This window comes from Dyella marensis, from assembly GCF_049532885.1.
Taxonomy (GTDB): Bacteria; Pseudomonadota; Gammaproteobacteria; order Xanthomonadales; family Rhodanobacteraceae; genus Dyella_D; species Dyella_D marensis.
This window is the reverse complement of record NZ_CP064029.1, coordinates 799,137-815,429: the sequence shown is the minus strand read 5'-3', so window position 1 is coordinate 815,429 and position 16,293 is coordinate 799,137. Positions and strand designations below refer to the sequence as shown.

Genomic DNA, 16,293 nt, shown 5'->3' with positions numbered 1-16,293 from the left:
ATATCCAGTAGCCTTAGTAGTCGGACCTCCGCTCTCCAACCTGTCCAAATTTGTCGATTCGCGCCACTCGTAAGCCCGATGGGAGAAGCCTCTCTCGGACTAGCTTTTCAATGAGCTCATCGCCCAAGTCCATGCCATTTCCCCGGGCACTTATTCGGACCCAGAACGGCCGGTCCGAATGATCCTGGTCATCGGAAAGCATGACCTTAACCTCAACCTGATCGGTTTCGCCAAGAAAATAGCGCTCTTCCACATAATGGCTACCAAAACGCTCTTCATAAGACGCAACACCAAGCAGCGGAAATATCTTCGCTGCCAGCGTAGCCATCGTCTCTTCCGGCACCGAGGCCATTAACAGATTCACATGCTTCATTGCGGCTTAACCAAAATAGCAGGAGTTGACGGAAGCGCGCCCGGTTTCCAGGCGGCGGGGGATACTGGCCTACCAAGTATCTCACTCCATTTTTGACTCCATGCGTCAAGATTGGGATAGGCATCGATCATGCGATCAGGGTGTATGAAGTTCGGCTGGTTCTTGAATGCAGACACCACATCCGAACTTTCGACAAAAAGATCAATGTCGCTTGATGGACCAAATGGCTGTCCAAACGTCGGGCTTCGCGGATTGCTGCCAAAGCCGGTGACTGAGCTTCCTCGCACACCAACAGTCGCATCGTTAAATCCATTCTCAGCCATCGCATCTATAAGCTCTTGCGAAGCAGCGTGGAATTGGGTCTCAGATTCAAACCCAAGCGGAACGCTCCTAGTGGCCCCATTGATCGGCACGCCAGTAAGTCCCGTGTTTGGAACTGGAGGTGTACTGTTTGGAACAGCTTCCGGTGCCTCAGGCATCTCGCCTGGGGCTTCTGGGCCCGGGAGAGTATCGACGCTGCCAGCCGAACCACGCAAGTTATCGAGCAAGCCTCCTACCGACTTGCCCACATCTCCGGCCAGGCTACCAACATCACGTCCTAGGATTGGCGCAATGGAAACCGCTCCCTTGGCGAGATAGCCGATACCAGCGCCAGCCACTTTGCCTCCTACTATTCCGACAACCCCCTGCTCGACGCTGTCGGGCATAAAGGTCTGATAGAAGGAGTATTTAATGCCCCCCCAAACAAAAGCGGCCTGATTGCCGTCATGAAGATCTTGGGCTCCTTCGTCCGCCAGTTCGTTGCGAACGATTTCATTGAATCCATGAATTTGATCGTCCGCCTGGCTGAGCCAGGATGGATTGCCCTGTGAAAATACGTTCGACGGGTTGAGATTGACCACCGTTGCGGGCGATTCGTCTTGTGACGCAAACGTTTCTGCCGACTGATAGGCAGGCAATGTGTAGTCGAGCGGATGCAAAGAGTAAACGGGACCACCTTGATAGTCCGCTGGCCCAACACCGAGTAAATCTCCCTGATAGCCGCCGTAAGGAATTGCGCTCATAGCGGTACTACCGACGCTGTTATTGCCTGGCGCTATGAAATTGCTCAGCTCCGAGCCACCAGACTGGCTAGATGACTCCAAAGCCGCTGCGGCCCACACATCCTGCTGACTCTGCAGATTGATATGGCTAACGTCAGGATCTGACCACGAATTCATGGCCCCAACGGTCATAGCGCTTGCCAATGTACTCCCAAGCTGCGTCGCCTCTGCCTGCGCCTGCTGCGCCTCCTGCACCGCCTGCTGATACTGCCCCTGATACTGCGCATACTCCGCATTAGCCTGCGCCTGCGCATCGTTCGCCTGCGTCACCTGCTCATTCGACACCGCAATCTGCTGCACCGACGCCGCTATCTGCTGCTCCGAATCCGCAATCTGCTGGTCATCCAGCGCAATCTGCTGCTCATACGGCGAGGGATCGTCCGACGTGGTGTCACCGCTGTTATCGGCAGCGTCATTGCTGCCGGTTTCATCGGTGCTACCCGTATCGCCCGAACCCCAATCATCGGCGCCCCAATCGTTGCCGTAAGAACCATAGTCATACGACGACCCGGTGTCGTAATTGCCGCCGAAGTAATTGCCGAAACCGCCCCAGCCATCGTCGGAGCTGCCCCAGCCATCATCGCCGCCCGAGCTGTCGTCGAAGTTCAGGTCGCCGCTGATATCGATGCCGTCGTCGGCAGGAATCGGCGGGATATACGAGGAGTTGAACGGGTTGGTGACGGTATTGCCACCCCCGCCGGATCCGAACAGCCCGGCAATCGCATTGCCGGGATTCGCCGCATCCGCTGCAGCCTGGTCCGCCTGCTGCTCGGCCTCCTTCTGCCTCGCGTCGTCCTCCGCCTGCTGCGCTGCCTGCTTCGCCGCCAACGCCACCTGCACCGCGGCTTGCGCCGACGCCGCATGCGCCGCCGCCATCTGCGCCGCCGCGGCCGCCTTCGCCGCGGCCTGCTGCGCCGCCAGCGCCGCCGCCTGCTGCGCGGCCCACTGCTGCGCGGCCTGCTCGATCTGCGCCACCGTCTTGGCCAGGGCCGACTGCTGGCTCAGCTGCGCCTCGATCGACAAAGCCACCGTCTGCCCGGCCGTATCGAACGCCGCCGCGCCGCCGCCCAGCAAGGTGCCCTGCGAGTACGGCTGGAAGTTGTCGTAGGCATTGGTGCTGGTGGTGACCTGCGGAATGCGCAGCACCATGCCCAGCGGCAGGGTGCTGTCGATCGACAGGCCATTGGCTTCGGCCAGGATGTAGTCGTAGTTGCTGTTGCCGTACACCGCCATGGCGATGGAACGCAGCGTGTCACCCGCACGCACGGTGTAGTTCTGCGCGCCCTGTGTGCTGTTGCTGTAGCCGCCGGTGGTGCTGAGCACGTTGATGGCGCCGGCCGTATCCACGCTGCCCAGCTGCTGCTCGTTCACCGACTCGTAGGTGGTGGTGACGGTGCCGCTGCTGGTGGTGGTGCTCTGCTGCGCCATCTGGCCGCCGGCGGTGTAGGCCATCACCTGGGTCTGGCTGGTGCCGTTGACGGTGCCGGTGGTTTTGCTCAGTTCGCCCAGGTCGTTATAGGTGTTCACCGTGGGCTGATTGACCGTGCCGCCGCCACTGATCAGCGTGGGCGTGGTGCTGGCGAGCAGCAGACCGTTCTGCTTGATGTAGGCGTTCTGGTAGCCGATGGTGCCGCTCACCGGGCTGCCGTTGACCACCGTGGAGACGCTGCCGGTGGTGACGCGGTAGCCGAGCGCATTGCCATCGGCGTCGTAGCCATAGCCGGGGCCGGCCGCCGCGTAGTTCTTCTCGGTGGCCAGGTACAGCGAGCCTGCCGTGGCGCCGCTGGGTGCGCTAGGCGCGGTGGTGTCCTGGTAGCTCGTGGCGACGTTGTTGCCGTACTGGTTGATCAGCGCCTGCGCGCCTTCCTCGGCGTATTCGCTCTGGTCGACCAGTTCGCCGTCGGCGTTGTAGCTGTAGAAGGTGTCGGTGGCGACCCAGCCGGCGTCGTTGAAGGTGACCACGTTGCCGTTGAGCGTGCCTGCGCCCTGGTGGCCCGGCAGGTTCCAGGTGACGTCGCTGCTGAGGCGACCGTCCAGGTCGTAGCTGCGCGTTTCGTAGGTAGCGAAGGTGGAGCTGCCCGGCGCCTCGTTCTGGATCATGGTCAGCTGATTCAGCGCGTCGTAGCTGTTGCGCTGGGTGGTGTACTGGCCGGCGCTCTGCTCCGTCGTATAGGTCACCACGTTGCCCGCCGCGTCGTAGGCGTTGGACGCGGAGTTGGTGGCCGTGGTCATCAGGATCTGGCCGTTCTGCAGCGCGCCGTTCGCCACCACCACGCGGTTGTCGGCGTCGTAGGTGTACCAGTCGGCGACGACGTTGGGCGTGGTGGCCTGGGTAGCTTGCGCGGTCTGGACCGACATCATTTCCGGCGCCGGGCTGGATGCGTCCGCGCTCATGGTCTGCGCGGACAAGGTGCCGATGCCGGTCAGGATCTGGATGCGCAGAGGCACGCTCACAGACAGACTGTCTGCAGGGTCCCAAGCCACGACGCTGCAGGAGTACCCCTGCTTCAACGCACTTGCCGGCACGTTGGCGGTGATCACGCCGGAAGGGCTCATTTCAACGCCTGGCGGCTTGTTGCCCTGGAGGTTGTAAGAAAGCGGACGCCCCATCGGATTGCTGAAAGCGCCGGCGGGTACGGTCCAGGTTTCCGAATCACCCGCATTGAAGGTGATGCCGGTGGGCATGCCTCCGTTGTATACCGGCGCCGAAGCCGCGCCCACGGTGATGGTAAACGTCGTCGACGCCACCGTATTCGCCGTCGACGTGGCGGTATACGTCACCGTCCACGTCCCTGCCGTCGTCGGCGTACCGCTGAAGATGCGCGACGAAGGATCGAAGCTGATCCCCGGCGGCAGATTGCTCGCGCTGTAGCTGATGGCATAGCCGTTGGCGTCAGTGGCGGTCGGCGCCTGGTACGAATTCATCACCACGCTGGCCGTGCCACTGAGATTGCTCACGCCACCGGTGAACACCGGCGTCACCGCCGGCACCGTGATGGTGAACGTCTGCGACGCCGTGGTCCCCGCGCTCGACGTCGCCGTATACGTCACCGTATACGTGCCCGCCGTGGTCAGCGAACCGCTGAAGGTGCGCGTGGAGGCATTGAAGCTGATCCCCGACGGCAAGCCGCTGGCGCTGTAGCTGACGGTATAGCCATTGGCGTCAGTTGCTGTCGGCGCCTGGTAGCTGAGCGAACCGCCCGGCTGCACCGTCTGGTTGGTCATGCCGCCGGTGAACGCCGGCGCCACCGCCGGCACGATGATGTTGAAGCTGGTGCTGACGCTGGTGCCGGAAGTCGACGTCGCCTTGTAGGTGATGGCATACGTGGCCGCCGCGATGGAACTGATAGTGCCGCTGATCGTCCGCGTCGAAGCATTGAAGGTCAGGCCCGCCGGCAAACCCGTGGCGGTATAGGTGACGGCTTCGCCGTTGTTATCCGTGGCCGCTGGCGCCGTATAGCTCATCCCCGCGCCCGGCTGCACCGTCTGGTTGCTGACGGCACCGCTGAACACCGGCGCCACCGCCTGCACCGCCACTGCAACCGTCGTGCTGACCGTATGCCCCAGCGCATCCGTCGCCACCACCGTGATGGTGCTGCTGCCCACCGCGGTCGGCACCGGCGGCGTACCGGTAAAGGTCTGCGACGTCGCGTTGAAGCTCAGCCAGCTCGGCATGCCGCTCACGGCATAGCTCAGGCCCATGCCCAGCACATCGTTGAAATTGCCGCCGATGGCGTAGTTCAGCGCCGTGCCGGGCGGCACGCTCTGCGCCGTGAGCGCCGTTGTCAGCGTCGGCCCGCCGGCAGTCAGCGGAATCGGCGTCGCCGCCGCGCCATTGGGGCCCGCAGCATTCGCCGTGAACACCGCGCGGCGATTGCCTGCGGCGTCGTAGACATACACGCTGCGCATGGTCGCCACGGTGCCGGCGGCATTCTCGACGGTCACTTCCTGCACGCGGTTGTGGCTGTCGTAGCCGATAAGCGTCTGATTGCCGACCGCCGTGCCGCCGCCATCCTGCGTGGCGACCGTGGCACGCACCACGTTGCCGTTGGCGTCGTAGCTGTAGGTGTAGTTGGAGGCTGCACCATTGACCACTTCATTGAGGCTGGCCACCTGGCCGTCCGCCTCGTAGGTAAAGGTCAGCGTGGAGGTGGTGCTGCCGGCCGGCCCGGTCGGCGACCAGTTGCTGGTCTCGGTCGCCAGCAGGCCGGTGGTGGCGTTGTAGGTGTAGTTGTAGGTGGCGCCGCTTTCGTCGACGTGGCTCTGCACGCGGCCGAAGGCGTCGTAGACCCAGCTCTGGCTGTTGCCGTTGGCACCCACCTGGTGGATCAGATAGCCGTTGACGTCGTAGCCGTAGGTCTTGGACTGGCTGTTGGCATGCTGCAGGGCCGTCTGGCTGCTCAGCACGCGCTTCTGGCCGTCGTAGGTGTAGTAGCTGCTGTTGCCCAGCGCGTCGGTGACCTGGATGCGGTCGCCGTTGGCATCGAGCACCAGCGTCTGCTGGGTAACCATGCTGCGCGCGGTGCCCGCACCGTTGAGCTGGAAGTAGCCCTGCCCCGTCACCTGGTTGAGATTGTCGTAGCTGGTGAAGGTGATCTGCGCCACCGTGCCGGTGGCGGTCTGCGCCGGCGGCGTCTGCTGGGCCACGGCGCGGCCCAGTGCGTCGTAGGCGGTATAGGTGCGGTTGCCCACGCCATCCTGCGCCATGGTCAGGTGGCCGGCGCTGTCGTAGGTCTTCCACAGCCACACGCCGTTCTCGTCCTTGCTTCCCATCAGCTCGCCGTTGGCGTTGTAGGCGCTGACGGTGGTGGAGCTGGCGTTGGCGTAGTTGCCCTGCGCGGACACCACCAGGGTGCTGGCCTCGGTGGTCTGGAACAGGCGGTCCTGGTCGTCGTAGGTGTAGGTAGTGGTATTGCCGTTGGCATCGGTGCTGCTGATGACATTGCCCCAGCGGTCGTAGCCGTAGCTGCTGTGCGCGGTATTGGCGCCGCTGGTGGCATTGGTGGCCGGCAACAGGCGGGTGACGACGCGGCCGCTCAGGTCCAGCGTGCTGGTGGTGGCCTGGCCCGATGCGCTATCGGAAATCAGGTGACCGGCCAGGTCGTAGCTCATGGTGTGGACGACGCCGGTCTTGCTGTCCGTGGACGTCAGCAGCTGGCCGGCGACGTTGTAGGTGTAGCTCAGCTCGTAGCCGTTGTTGTCGCCCTTGGCCGAGATCTCGCCGAAGGCATTGCGCTGCTGCTGCATGTAGCTGTCGTAGGTTGCCGTGCCGCTGCGCTGCACGGTGGTGCTGAGCAGCTGGTCGTTGCCGTCGTAGGTGTTGGTGGTGGTGACGGTGGTGGAACCGGTCAGCGTGTAGCTGTCGGTGCGCAGGTTGCCATTGGCATCGTAGGTCTTGCTGTGGCGCGTGCCGTCGGCATCGGTGGACGAGGTCATCCGGCCCGCCGCGTCGAAGACGGCCAGGCTCTGCTGCGACAGTCCGCCGGCGGCCACGGTGGTGCTCAGCGCATGGCCCTGCGCGTCGTACACGTAGCTGGTGACGGGGCTGACCGAGGTATACAGCGAGGCGGTGGTGAGATCCCAGCCGGGGTTGCTCTGCAGCAGCGCCGCCCAGTTGCTGACCAGCGCCTGGCGCGCCGGATCGGTCACCGTCGCCACGCGGCCCAGCGCGTCGTAGGTGGTGGTGGTGACAATGCCGTTGACCGACTTGCTCAGCACGCGGCCTTCGCCGTCGTAGGTATAGCTGGTGACGCTGGCGCTGATCGCGTCGGTCGGGTTGCCGCTGCTGAGCGCACCCTGGGTCGCACCGTTGCTGGTGACATAGCCCACGTCGCCGGTCAGCGTCTGACTCAGCACGCGGCCGATCGCATCGTAGGCGTAGGTGGTGACGCGGTTGTCGCCGGTGGTCTGGTTGCCCGCCGGCGGCAGCGCCGGCATGGTCGACGTGCTTAGGCCGCTCGCACTGATCGCCTGCGCATAGTCCGTACGCGTGGCGACTTCGCCGAACGCGTCGTAGGCGGTGGTGGTGACATAGCCCTGCGGGCTCGTATAGCTGCCGGTGGGCGTCACCACCATCACCACACGGTGCAGTGCGTCGTAATAGGTGTTGGTGGTCGCCCATACCGCTGGCGAGCTGGTGCCGCCCACCGTCAAGGCCGGCTGCAGCAGCACCGCGCTGGTGACCAGGTTGCCGTAGGCGTCGTAGGTATAGACGGTGGTTGGCGCGGCAGTGGCGCTCTGCCCCGCCAGCGGCCCCATGCCCAGCGTCATCGAAATGGCGGCTTGCGTTACCTGGGTCTTCTGGTTCCACTGGTCGTAGGTGGTGCTGGTGATGCGGTCGCCGCTGGAAGTGCTTGAGTTGAATTGATCCGGCGTGACCGGCTGCCCGGCCGTCCAGCTGCCGCCCAGCCCGGCGAAGGGCGCGGCGTGCTGCGCGGCGCTGACCGCATTGCCGTAAGCGTCGTAGCTCCACGAGGTGATGCCGCCCGCGCCATCGATGGCGCCGATCAGGCGGCCGTCGTTGTCGTAGACGCGGTAGTCGTAGTTGCCGTTCGCGTCCTTGCTCACCACCTGATCGCCGAAGGCATCGTAGGTGGCGGTGCTGACGCCGCTCATCGCGTCCGTGGTCTGCACCCTGTGCCCCGCGGCATCGTAGGCGTAATGCACGGTGCTGACCGCGGTGATCGCGGTCGGTGCGGTGCCATAGCCTTGGGTAACGCTGGTCGCTTCGCCGAACGTGTCGTAAGCGGTGGTGGTGTAGAGATACTGGTTCGCGGCGCTCTGCAGGGCGCCGCCGGTGTTGTAACTGCCCACGGTCACCGCGGGGCTGCCGGTCTGCACCAGGCGGCCTGTGGTGTCATAGCTGTAGGTCCATGCCGCGCCGTCGCGGTTGGTGGCGCCGGTCTTCAGCCCGCGGCCGTCGTAGCTGTAGGTGGTATTGACGCCCAGCGCATCGCCGGTGCTGAGCACGTTGCCGCGCGTGTCGTAGGTGGTGGTGCTGACGCGGGCACCGGTGGCGCCGCCCGCGGCTGCCACGGCGGCGGCAATGGTTGCCGCGGTGATGCTCGCCGGCACCGTGATCGCATGCGCGTACTGCTGCACCGAAACCGTGCGGCCAAAGGCGTCGTAACCGTTCTGGGTGACGTCGCCGAGCGCGTCGACGTGATAGATCTCGCGGCTGTCCGCGTCGTAGACCGAACTGGTGATCTGCATGCCCGCAGCCGGCGTGCCCGCCACCGCGCTGGCCACACTCGCCGTGTTCAACTGCGCGCTGAGCGGCTGGCTGGTGCTCAACGCCAACGTGTTGGCATAAGCGATCCGCGCAACTATGTTGCCGTTGGCGTCGTAGCGCTGCTCGGTGACGGCGCCCACCGTGCCGCCCTGGTTCTGGCGCACGGTGAAGCGCTGGCGGCCGGCGCTGTCGTAGAGATAGAGCGTGGCCTGGGCGTTGGCATCGGTATTGCCCGCGGCGCTAACCGCGGTGGCCACCTGCGCGAGCGTTCCCGGCACGCCCGCCACCGCATTCGCATAGCCCAGTACTTCGGTGACGCGGCCGGCCGCGTCGTAGCGGGTTTCCTTGACGTTGCCCATCGCGTCGATGGCGTAGCGCTGCTCGCCGGCCGCGTCGTACACCGCGTAGCTGTGGCGATCGTAGTTGCTGGCGGTAAGCAGGCCATGGATCTGCGTATCGGTCGGCGCATTGCCCAGGCCGGCGAGCTGTGCTGGCGTCAGCGCGTTGATATAGGCCGTGGTCGCGGTCACGCGGCCGTTGGCGTCGTAGCTGGTCTGCGTCACTGCGCCCGTGGCGCCGACGGCGTACAGCTGCTGCCCGAGCCCGTCATATGCCGCATAGCTGCTGCGATCGGCGGCACTGGTGGTCACCACCGCCGCGACCTGCGCCGCCGTCGGCGCACTGCCGAGCGCGGCCAGCTGCGCAGCGGTCAAGGCTGTTGCGTAAGCGATGCTGCGCGTGACATTGCCGTTGGCATCGAACACGCGCTGGGTAACGCCGCCCGTGCCGTCGATCTGGTAGACCGCCTCGCCATTGGCATCGTAGGCGCTCCAGCTCTGCAGGTCGCTGCTGCCGGCCGTGATGTATGAAGCAACGGCAGTCGAGGTCGCCGTGGGGCTGATGCTGCCGGTCGACAGCGGCGCGGCATAGCGGCGCACCTGGCTGACCTGGCCGTCCGCGTTGTAGCTGTACTGCGTGGCGTTGAGCGTGGTGCCGGACAGCGCGTAGGCCACCTGGCCGTCGGCGTTGTAGACGCTCTGCTGATAGCTGTCGCTGGCGGTATTGGTGACATCGGCCGCCACGGCGGCCAGGGTCGGCGCCACACCCAGCGCGCTGAGCTGGTTCGCCGTCAGCAGCGTGGCGTAGCCGCGCGTGGTGGTGAGGCGGCCGTCGGCGTCGTACCACATGCGAGTGACGGCGCCGGTGGGATCGATGGTGAAGACCTTCTCGCCCGCCTCGTCGTAGACATAACGCGTCACGTTGCCGCCGGCGTCGGTGACGCTGAGCAGATGGTTGTCGCCGTCGTAGGTGTAGCGCGTGCTCAGGGCGAGGTTCGACGGATCGTCGATCTTCTGCGTCAGGCGGCCGAGGTTGTCGTAGACGTACTGAGTGGCAGTGGCGGCGGACGTGCCCGCGCCGTGCGTCACCGTCAGCACGTTGCCGGCGCCGTCGTAGCTGTAGGTGGTGGTGATGTTGAGCTTGCCGCTGCCGGCGTCCTGCACCTGGGTGAGCGTGTTGCCGTCGGCGTCGTAGCTGTAAGTGGTGACCGTGCCCAGCGGGTCGGTGACGCTGAGGCGGCGGCCTTCGCCGTCGTAGGCATAGGTGGTGACCGCGCTGCCCGGGTCGACGGTCTGCGTCAGCACGCGCCCGGCGGCGTCGTAGGTGTAGCTCACATCCTTGTAGGAGAAATTGCTGCCGACGGCGTAGGCGGTCTGGCTCAGGTTGCCGTCAAGGTCGTAGTGGTTGGTGCGGACATTGCCCAGCGCGTCCGTGGTGGTGAGCAGGCGGCCGTCGGCGTCGTAGGTCGAGGTGGTGACGTTGCCGGCGCCATCGGTCACGGTGAGCGTGTCGCCGAACGGGTCCTTGGTCACCACGGTGTGGATGCCGCCCGGGGTGATGATGGTGGTGGTCAGCCCGGTCGGGTCGTACTGGTAGGTGGTGGTGTTGCCCACCCCATCCACCGCGGTGAGCACGCGGCCGATGGCGTCGTACGTAGTCTGCGTGGTGCGCACCTGGCCCTGCACCGTCTGGCTGCTCCCGACCTGGCGGCCCAGCGGGTCGTAGCTGTAGGTGACCACGTTGTTGTTGGCGTCGGTGCGGCTGGTGACGCGGCCGAAGGCATCGTAGGTGGCCGAGCTGGCTTGCGACGCGGCACCGCCCACGCCATCGGTTTCCTGTACGCGCTCGCCGCGCGCATCGTAGGCGTACTGCGTCACCGTGCTGTTGGAACCGCTGAGCGCGCTGCCGGCGCCGCTCAGCTGGCGGGTGACCTGGCTGACGTCGCCGAACGCGTCGTAGGCGGTGGCGGTGTGGTAGCCGTCGCCGCTGGTGACCATCACCACGTTGCCATCGGCGTCGTAAGTGGTGCTCACCTGCTGGTTGGGATCGGCAGCGCTGGCAGGCAGCGCCGCAACCGCCGCCGCCACGTCCGCCGTGCTGGCGGCATTGGCATTGAGTGTGGTGCCGCTACTGCTGCCGCTGGTGACCAGGCTCAGCAGGCTGGCATACGCCGTGCTGGCCGTGACCTGGCCGAAGGCGTTGTAGGTGTAAGCCGTGACGCTGGCCAGCGCATTGAGCGTGCTGCCGCTGGATTGCCCCTGCACAGTGTAGGCGAGGCGCTCGTCGCTGCCGTAGTAGTACCAGGTGATATTGCCGGCGGCGTCCCTGGACTGGGTCTTCTGGCCCAGCGTGTTGTAGGTGTAGCCGGCGAAGGCGTTGACCGGATCCGTGGTGCTGACCAGGTCACCGTAGCCGTCGTACACGGTGATGGTCGAACGCTCCGCCGTCAGCGCCACGCCCGAGGTGGTCAGCTTGATCCGCGCCTGGCGGCCGGCGCTGTCGTAGGAGTACTGCGTGTAGGTGGTTTCCGCGCCGTTGATGGCATCGACTTCCGCCAGGCGGCCGTCGGCATCGTAGAAGCGCTGCACCTGCTGCAGGGCGGAACCCGCGGACTGGCCCGCCGCGGCGGCAGCGGCGACCAGGTCGCTATAGCCCGGATGGGCGGGCAGCGCGGCAATCTGCGCCGCGGTCAGCGGCTGCGCATAGCGCATGTCGCTTTCCATGCGCACGGCGGTGGGATAGGACGCCGTGGTCAGCTCCTGATAGCTGCGCACCGTCAGATAGCCGGCCGGGTCGATGCTGCCGACCAGCTGGTTCTCGCGGTCGTAGTAGTTGCGGGTGATCTGGTCCGTACTGCTGCTCGTCACCACGGCCTGCAGCGAAGCCAGGGTTGGCGCCGTACCCAGGCCGCTGCGCTGGCTCGGCGTGAGCGCGGTGGCGTATGCGGTGACCAGCACCGCATTGCCGCTGTTGTCGTAGCTGGTGATGGTGACGTAGCCCGCCGCGTCGATGCTGGCGACTGCGCGGCCGTCGGCGTCGTAGACGGTCTGCGCGAGACGGTCGGCACTGTTGCTGGCCAGTACGGCGTTCAAGGCCGACAGCGTCGGCGGCGTGCCAAGACCCGCGCGCTGCGTGGCGGTGAGCGGCGTGGCATAGGCCAGGCTGCTCAGCGCGCGGCCGGCGCCGTCGTAGCTGACGGTGACCACGTTGCCCAGGCCGTCGATGCTCGCCACCGCGCGGCCGGCGCTGTCGTACACGCTGTCGGCGATACGGTCGTCCGCGCTGCCGCTCGGCACCGGCAAGGCCGCGGGCAGGCTTGCCGTCAGTGCGCCGCCGCTGATCCAGCCACTGGTGCTGACCGGCGTGGCGTAGTCGGTGGTGCGTACGACACGGCCATCGGCGTCGTAGGCGTAAGCCGTCACCGCGCCAGTGGCATCCACCGTGCCGGTGACGCGGCCATCCGCGTCATAGAAGGTGAAGCTGCCGTTGCCGGCCGGGTCGATGGTGGCGACGGACTGCCCCGCCGCGTTGTACAGGTAACTGGTGACGCGGCTGGGCTGCCCCGTCGCCGCCTGCGTGCGGCTGACCAGCTGGCCCGCGCTGTTGCGCACCTCGGTGGTGACCAGGCCATTGGCCTGGTGGATGGCCAGCGTGTTCTGGCTGTCGCTGTAGGTGTAGCTGGTGACGTAGCCCAGCGCATCGGTGCTGCCGATCAGCCGGCCCATGCCGTCGTAGGCGTAGCTGGTGGTGGCCAGGGACGAGCGATCGGTACCGCTGCGACGGATCGTCTGCAGCAGGCGGCCGCTGGCGTCGTAGGTGTAGCTGGTCTGCACCGCGTCGTAGGCGATATTGCCGCCCTGCATGGCGCCGGTGCCATCCGCGGCCAGCGTGCCCCAGACCGTGCTGGAGGCCAGCTGGCCGCGCACGTCGTAGCTGTAGTCGGTGCGCGTGGCCTGCGCCAGCGTGTTCTGCACCGGGCTGCTCGCCACCCAGGCCTGCAGGTTCGCCAGGCTGGGCGGGTTGGCGGGCGTGGCGGCGCTGGTGTCGTAGGAAGCGCCGAGGTACGTCCGCGTCGTGCTCAGCTCGCTGAGGCCGGCGGCCGACACGGTGTAGTCGTGTTCCGTCACGGCGCCCAGCGGATCGACGGTGAAGTTGAGACGGTCGCCGGCGTCGTAGACGTAATAGGTGGTCTGCGCGCCCGAAGGCGCCACGTAGCCGCCCTGCCCCGGCGTGCCTTGCGCGGCGACGGCGTAGACGGTCTTGCTGGTGACCTGGTTGTCGGCGTTGTAGGTGTAGCTCACCGCGTGGCCGGTGGCATCGGTGACGCTCAGCAGGTTGCCGTTCGCGTCGTAGCTGTACCGCGTGGCCGCGCCGTTCGCATCCACCGACTGCAGCAGATTGCCGCTGGCGTCATAGCTGTAATGCGTGGCGGGACTGGCGCCGTTGACGCTGGGTGCGGTCACCTGCGTGAGCTGGCCAGCGGCGTTGTAGCCGTAGGTCCACGCCTGGCCGAGCGCATTGCTCACCGTGGTGGTGTCGCCGTTCAAGTCGTAGCTGAAGTTGACCGTCTGCGCGGACGCGCCGGTACCGGTGGTCGCGCTGGCGACGCGGTACACGCCCTGGCTGTCCTGCGCATAGGTGTAGCTGGCCACCGTGCCGTCGCTCTGCGTCACCGACGCCACGCGGTCGCTGCTGCCATCGTAGCCGTAGGTGGTGGTGTAGCTGGCGGAGCTGGAGCTGTTGGTGTCGGAGGCGAGCGTGGTGGTGACGGTCCCGAGGCGGCCCTGCGCGTCGTAGGTGTAGCTCACCTCCTGGCGCGTCACGACCGCAGTCTGGCCGGGCGGCACTTCGGTGACGGAGATGCTGCCCAGTCGGCCGTTGCCGTCATAGCCGAGCGTCAGCACATCGCCATCGCTGGCGGTGATCGTGGTGAGCTGGTTGCCGTTGTAGCCGAAACTGTAGCTGGCGCCGCTCTCGGGGGAGCTCAGCCCGGTCAGCTGGCCGGCGGCGTTGTAGGTCTCCTGCTGGCGGCTGGCGCCATCGGTGCGGGTCCAGCTGGAGCTGGCGGCATTCCAGGTGAGCGTGTCGACGCTGCCGCTCTGTCCCGTGCTGAGGTAGGCGCCGGCGCTGGCGTTGTAGGCGTAGCTCACCATGGAGCCGTCATCCGCCACGCGCGACACCGTGCTGCCTGCCGTGTTCACCGTCCCGGCCAGCCCGCCGATGCTGCGGCTGAAACCGAACAGCCAGCCCTGGCTGCCGCCGCCGGGACTCAAGCTGTTGTAGGTGCGCAGCTGGTTCAGCGGCAGGTCGTCGAACAGCAGGCCCTGGTCCTGCCCCTGCAGCACCAGGTTGCCGTTGGCTGCATTGACGTACTGGCGCGACTGCGCCTGCCCCAGATTCGATGCGCCTCCTTGCGCCTGGCCCAGCTGCGTCAGCGAGGTATTGCCCAGCCCCAGACCATTTCCTGCAATCACGGCAACCATGAAGTCTTCCTGGATGTTCGAACGAAGAATGCGCGGACCGTTTTTCAGTCCGTCCTTCTGTCTCAATCCAGGAATGCGGGGAAAAGTTTAGGGTGAATTTGCGTGATGACGCGAAGTATTTTCTTGCGTTATTTTCTTGCGCCGTAAATAAAAACGCTTGAGCTGCAGTGCATGGTCCAAACTGCTCAGGTCAGTGCATTCGCCTCGATCTGAAACTCAGGGGCAGCCACCAACGCAGGGACCGATGCACATCTGTTCGACTTTCTGCTCGGATAGACAGACAGCGCCATCGAAAAACTCGCTCTTGTTCCATCTGCTTTCGAGCAGGAAGGGAACCGCCTTGCGCAGAGCTGGCGCATCGAACTGAATAGCTTCGTCGTAGTGCTTGACGACTTCGCCCGCATCTTTCCAAACTGAAGTTTTTCGGCCGTACTGACTAAAGAACGGGTAGATCAGCAGCGAAGCGACAATCTGCTTGTCACGAGCGATAAGCGCTCGCTGAAAACGCAGAGCAACCGCTTCATTGGCCTTCCTATCTGCATCGTATTCCGACTTGATGGCAGTCACTCTGAGCAACTTGACGTCTTCTTCAGCCAATCCATTTCTTAAGTACACGCCATCCAGTTCAAGACATCCATTTGCATCCGGGCTATGGATGGCAGCCAGACTGTCCACTGCACGCAACCTCAACTGATCGCTACGGCCGTTCTTGCCCGCGATATGAATCGTGACGGCTTCACCATCTGGTTGACTGGGGATATCGTGCGAAATCGAATCGCCGCTGATGCCGTACATACCTGACACTTGTTGCGAGAGCGCATCGAATTGAAGAGTCAACCTGATCTGCCTGTTCCCAACCTCCCCGGCATACACGACATGGTCATGGGCGAACAGCGGATTGCTCAGGCAGCTGGCAGATGCACTTCCGCAGAAAAATATGCAGGCCAGCAAGGTCAGGAATTGCTTGCAACACCTGAAGGTTCCGATCAACCGTGGACGCCACACCATGATACGTCGACAGTGCACGCGGATATCGCCAATGACAGCCTCTACTTTGTATTCCAGGATGGGTGAGGCAAGTGCCATGACATAGCTTCCGATTATTTTTTCTCGATGGAACAAACGAGACCAAAACCCTCTTGCTTGAACATCGATCGATTGAATTCGTTCACAACAAGCGGCGAATACAACGACAAGGATGCCGGATACCGCGATCCATTCGACTGCCATTGGGCGTAGTAGGTCTGCCCTCTGTAGAAGAACGGATACCCCAAGGCCGACGTCCCCTTCCCCCAGTAAGGATCCAACTCCCCGTTGGCCGCCTCCACGTAAACAGCCGGAGACGCCGGATTCGAGAACCACTCAGGCTCGCAGCTCGTATTGTCCACGACGTATATGTTTCGGACATGGCCGCCGTTATCGGGATCCAACCTGGTGGCGTAGATCCTCACCTCCGAAGAACGAATGATGTCATCCGCACGCTGGCCGGCCTTGTCGCTCGCCATGGGTGCACCGGTGATCATCAGCATCTCGATGAGCAGCTGCCGATGATCCTGAAGATCGATCTTTCGTAAACTTGCGGACGACAGACCTTCTCGGTTGCCAGAGATATCCATCCTTCTGCGGCACACCGGCATTCGCACATCGACGATGGCGCCCTTATTGAGTGCCTTTGTCATCGCGACGCAGACCGGCTCGCGAGAATAATGCGGGTCAATCCTGTATTCCGCGCCCACTGCCATGGTCGCCACCGCGAACGAAAAC

4 protein-coding genes are annotated in these 16,293 nt (G+C 64.7%); all 4 read right to left on the bottom strand.

The annotated features are described in order from the left end of the window. Window positions 1-13: 13 nt before the first annotated feature. The 4 genes from ISN75_RS03520 to ISN75_RS03505 all read right to left on the bottom strand — a co-directional run bounded on the left by ISN75_RS03520 (window position 14) and on the right by ISN75_RS03505 (window position 16,271). Window positions 14-373, bottom strand: coding sequence for a hypothetical protein (locus ISN75_RS03520; RefSeq protein ID WP_167252450.1), 360 nt, complete (start codon window positions 371-373; stop codon window positions 14-16). Continuing rightward, the gene (locus tag ISN75_RS03515) at window positions 370-14,529 is read right to left on the bottom strand and encodes a putative Ig domain-containing protein (protein ID WP_343819397.1); all 14,160 of its coding nucleotides are present in this window, start codon (window positions 14,527-14,529) and stop codon (window positions 370-372) included. The genes ISN75_RS03520 and ISN75_RS03515 overlap by 4 nt, the downstream gene beginning before the upstream one ends. 216 nt (window positions 14,530-14,745) lie before the next feature. Beyond that, window positions 14,746-15,615, bottom strand: coding sequence for a hypothetical protein (locus ISN75_RS03510; protein WP_343819398.1), 870 nt, complete (start codon window positions 15,613-15,615; stop codon window positions 14,746-14,748). 14 nt (window positions 15,616-15,629) lie between these two features. Then, complete coding sequence (locus ISN75_RS03505) at window positions 15,630-16,271, bottom strand: hypothetical protein (protein WP_168648076.1); 642 nt, start codon at window positions 16,269-16,271, stop codon at window positions 15,630-15,632. Window positions 16,272-16,293 lie beyond the last annotated feature (22 nt).

Bases quoted from the DNA above. Each gene is read 5' to 3' on its own strand.
- ISN75_RS03505 (WP_168648076.1), bottom strand. From the start codon at position 16,271: ATGGCAGTGGGCGCGGAATACAGGATTGACCCGCATTATTCTCGCGAG.
- ISN75_RS03520 (WP_167252450.1), bottom strand. From the start codon at position 373: ATGAAGCATGTGAATCTGTTAATGGCCTCGGTGCCGGAAGAGACGATG.
- ISN75_RS03515 (WP_343819397.1), bottom strand. From the start codon at position 14,529: ATGGTTGCCGTGATTGCAGGAAATGGTCTGGGGCTGGGCAATACCTCG.
- ISN75_RS03510 (WP_343819398.1), bottom strand. From the start codon at position 15,615: ATGGCACTTGCCTCACCCATCCTGGAATACAAAGTAGAGGCTGTCATT.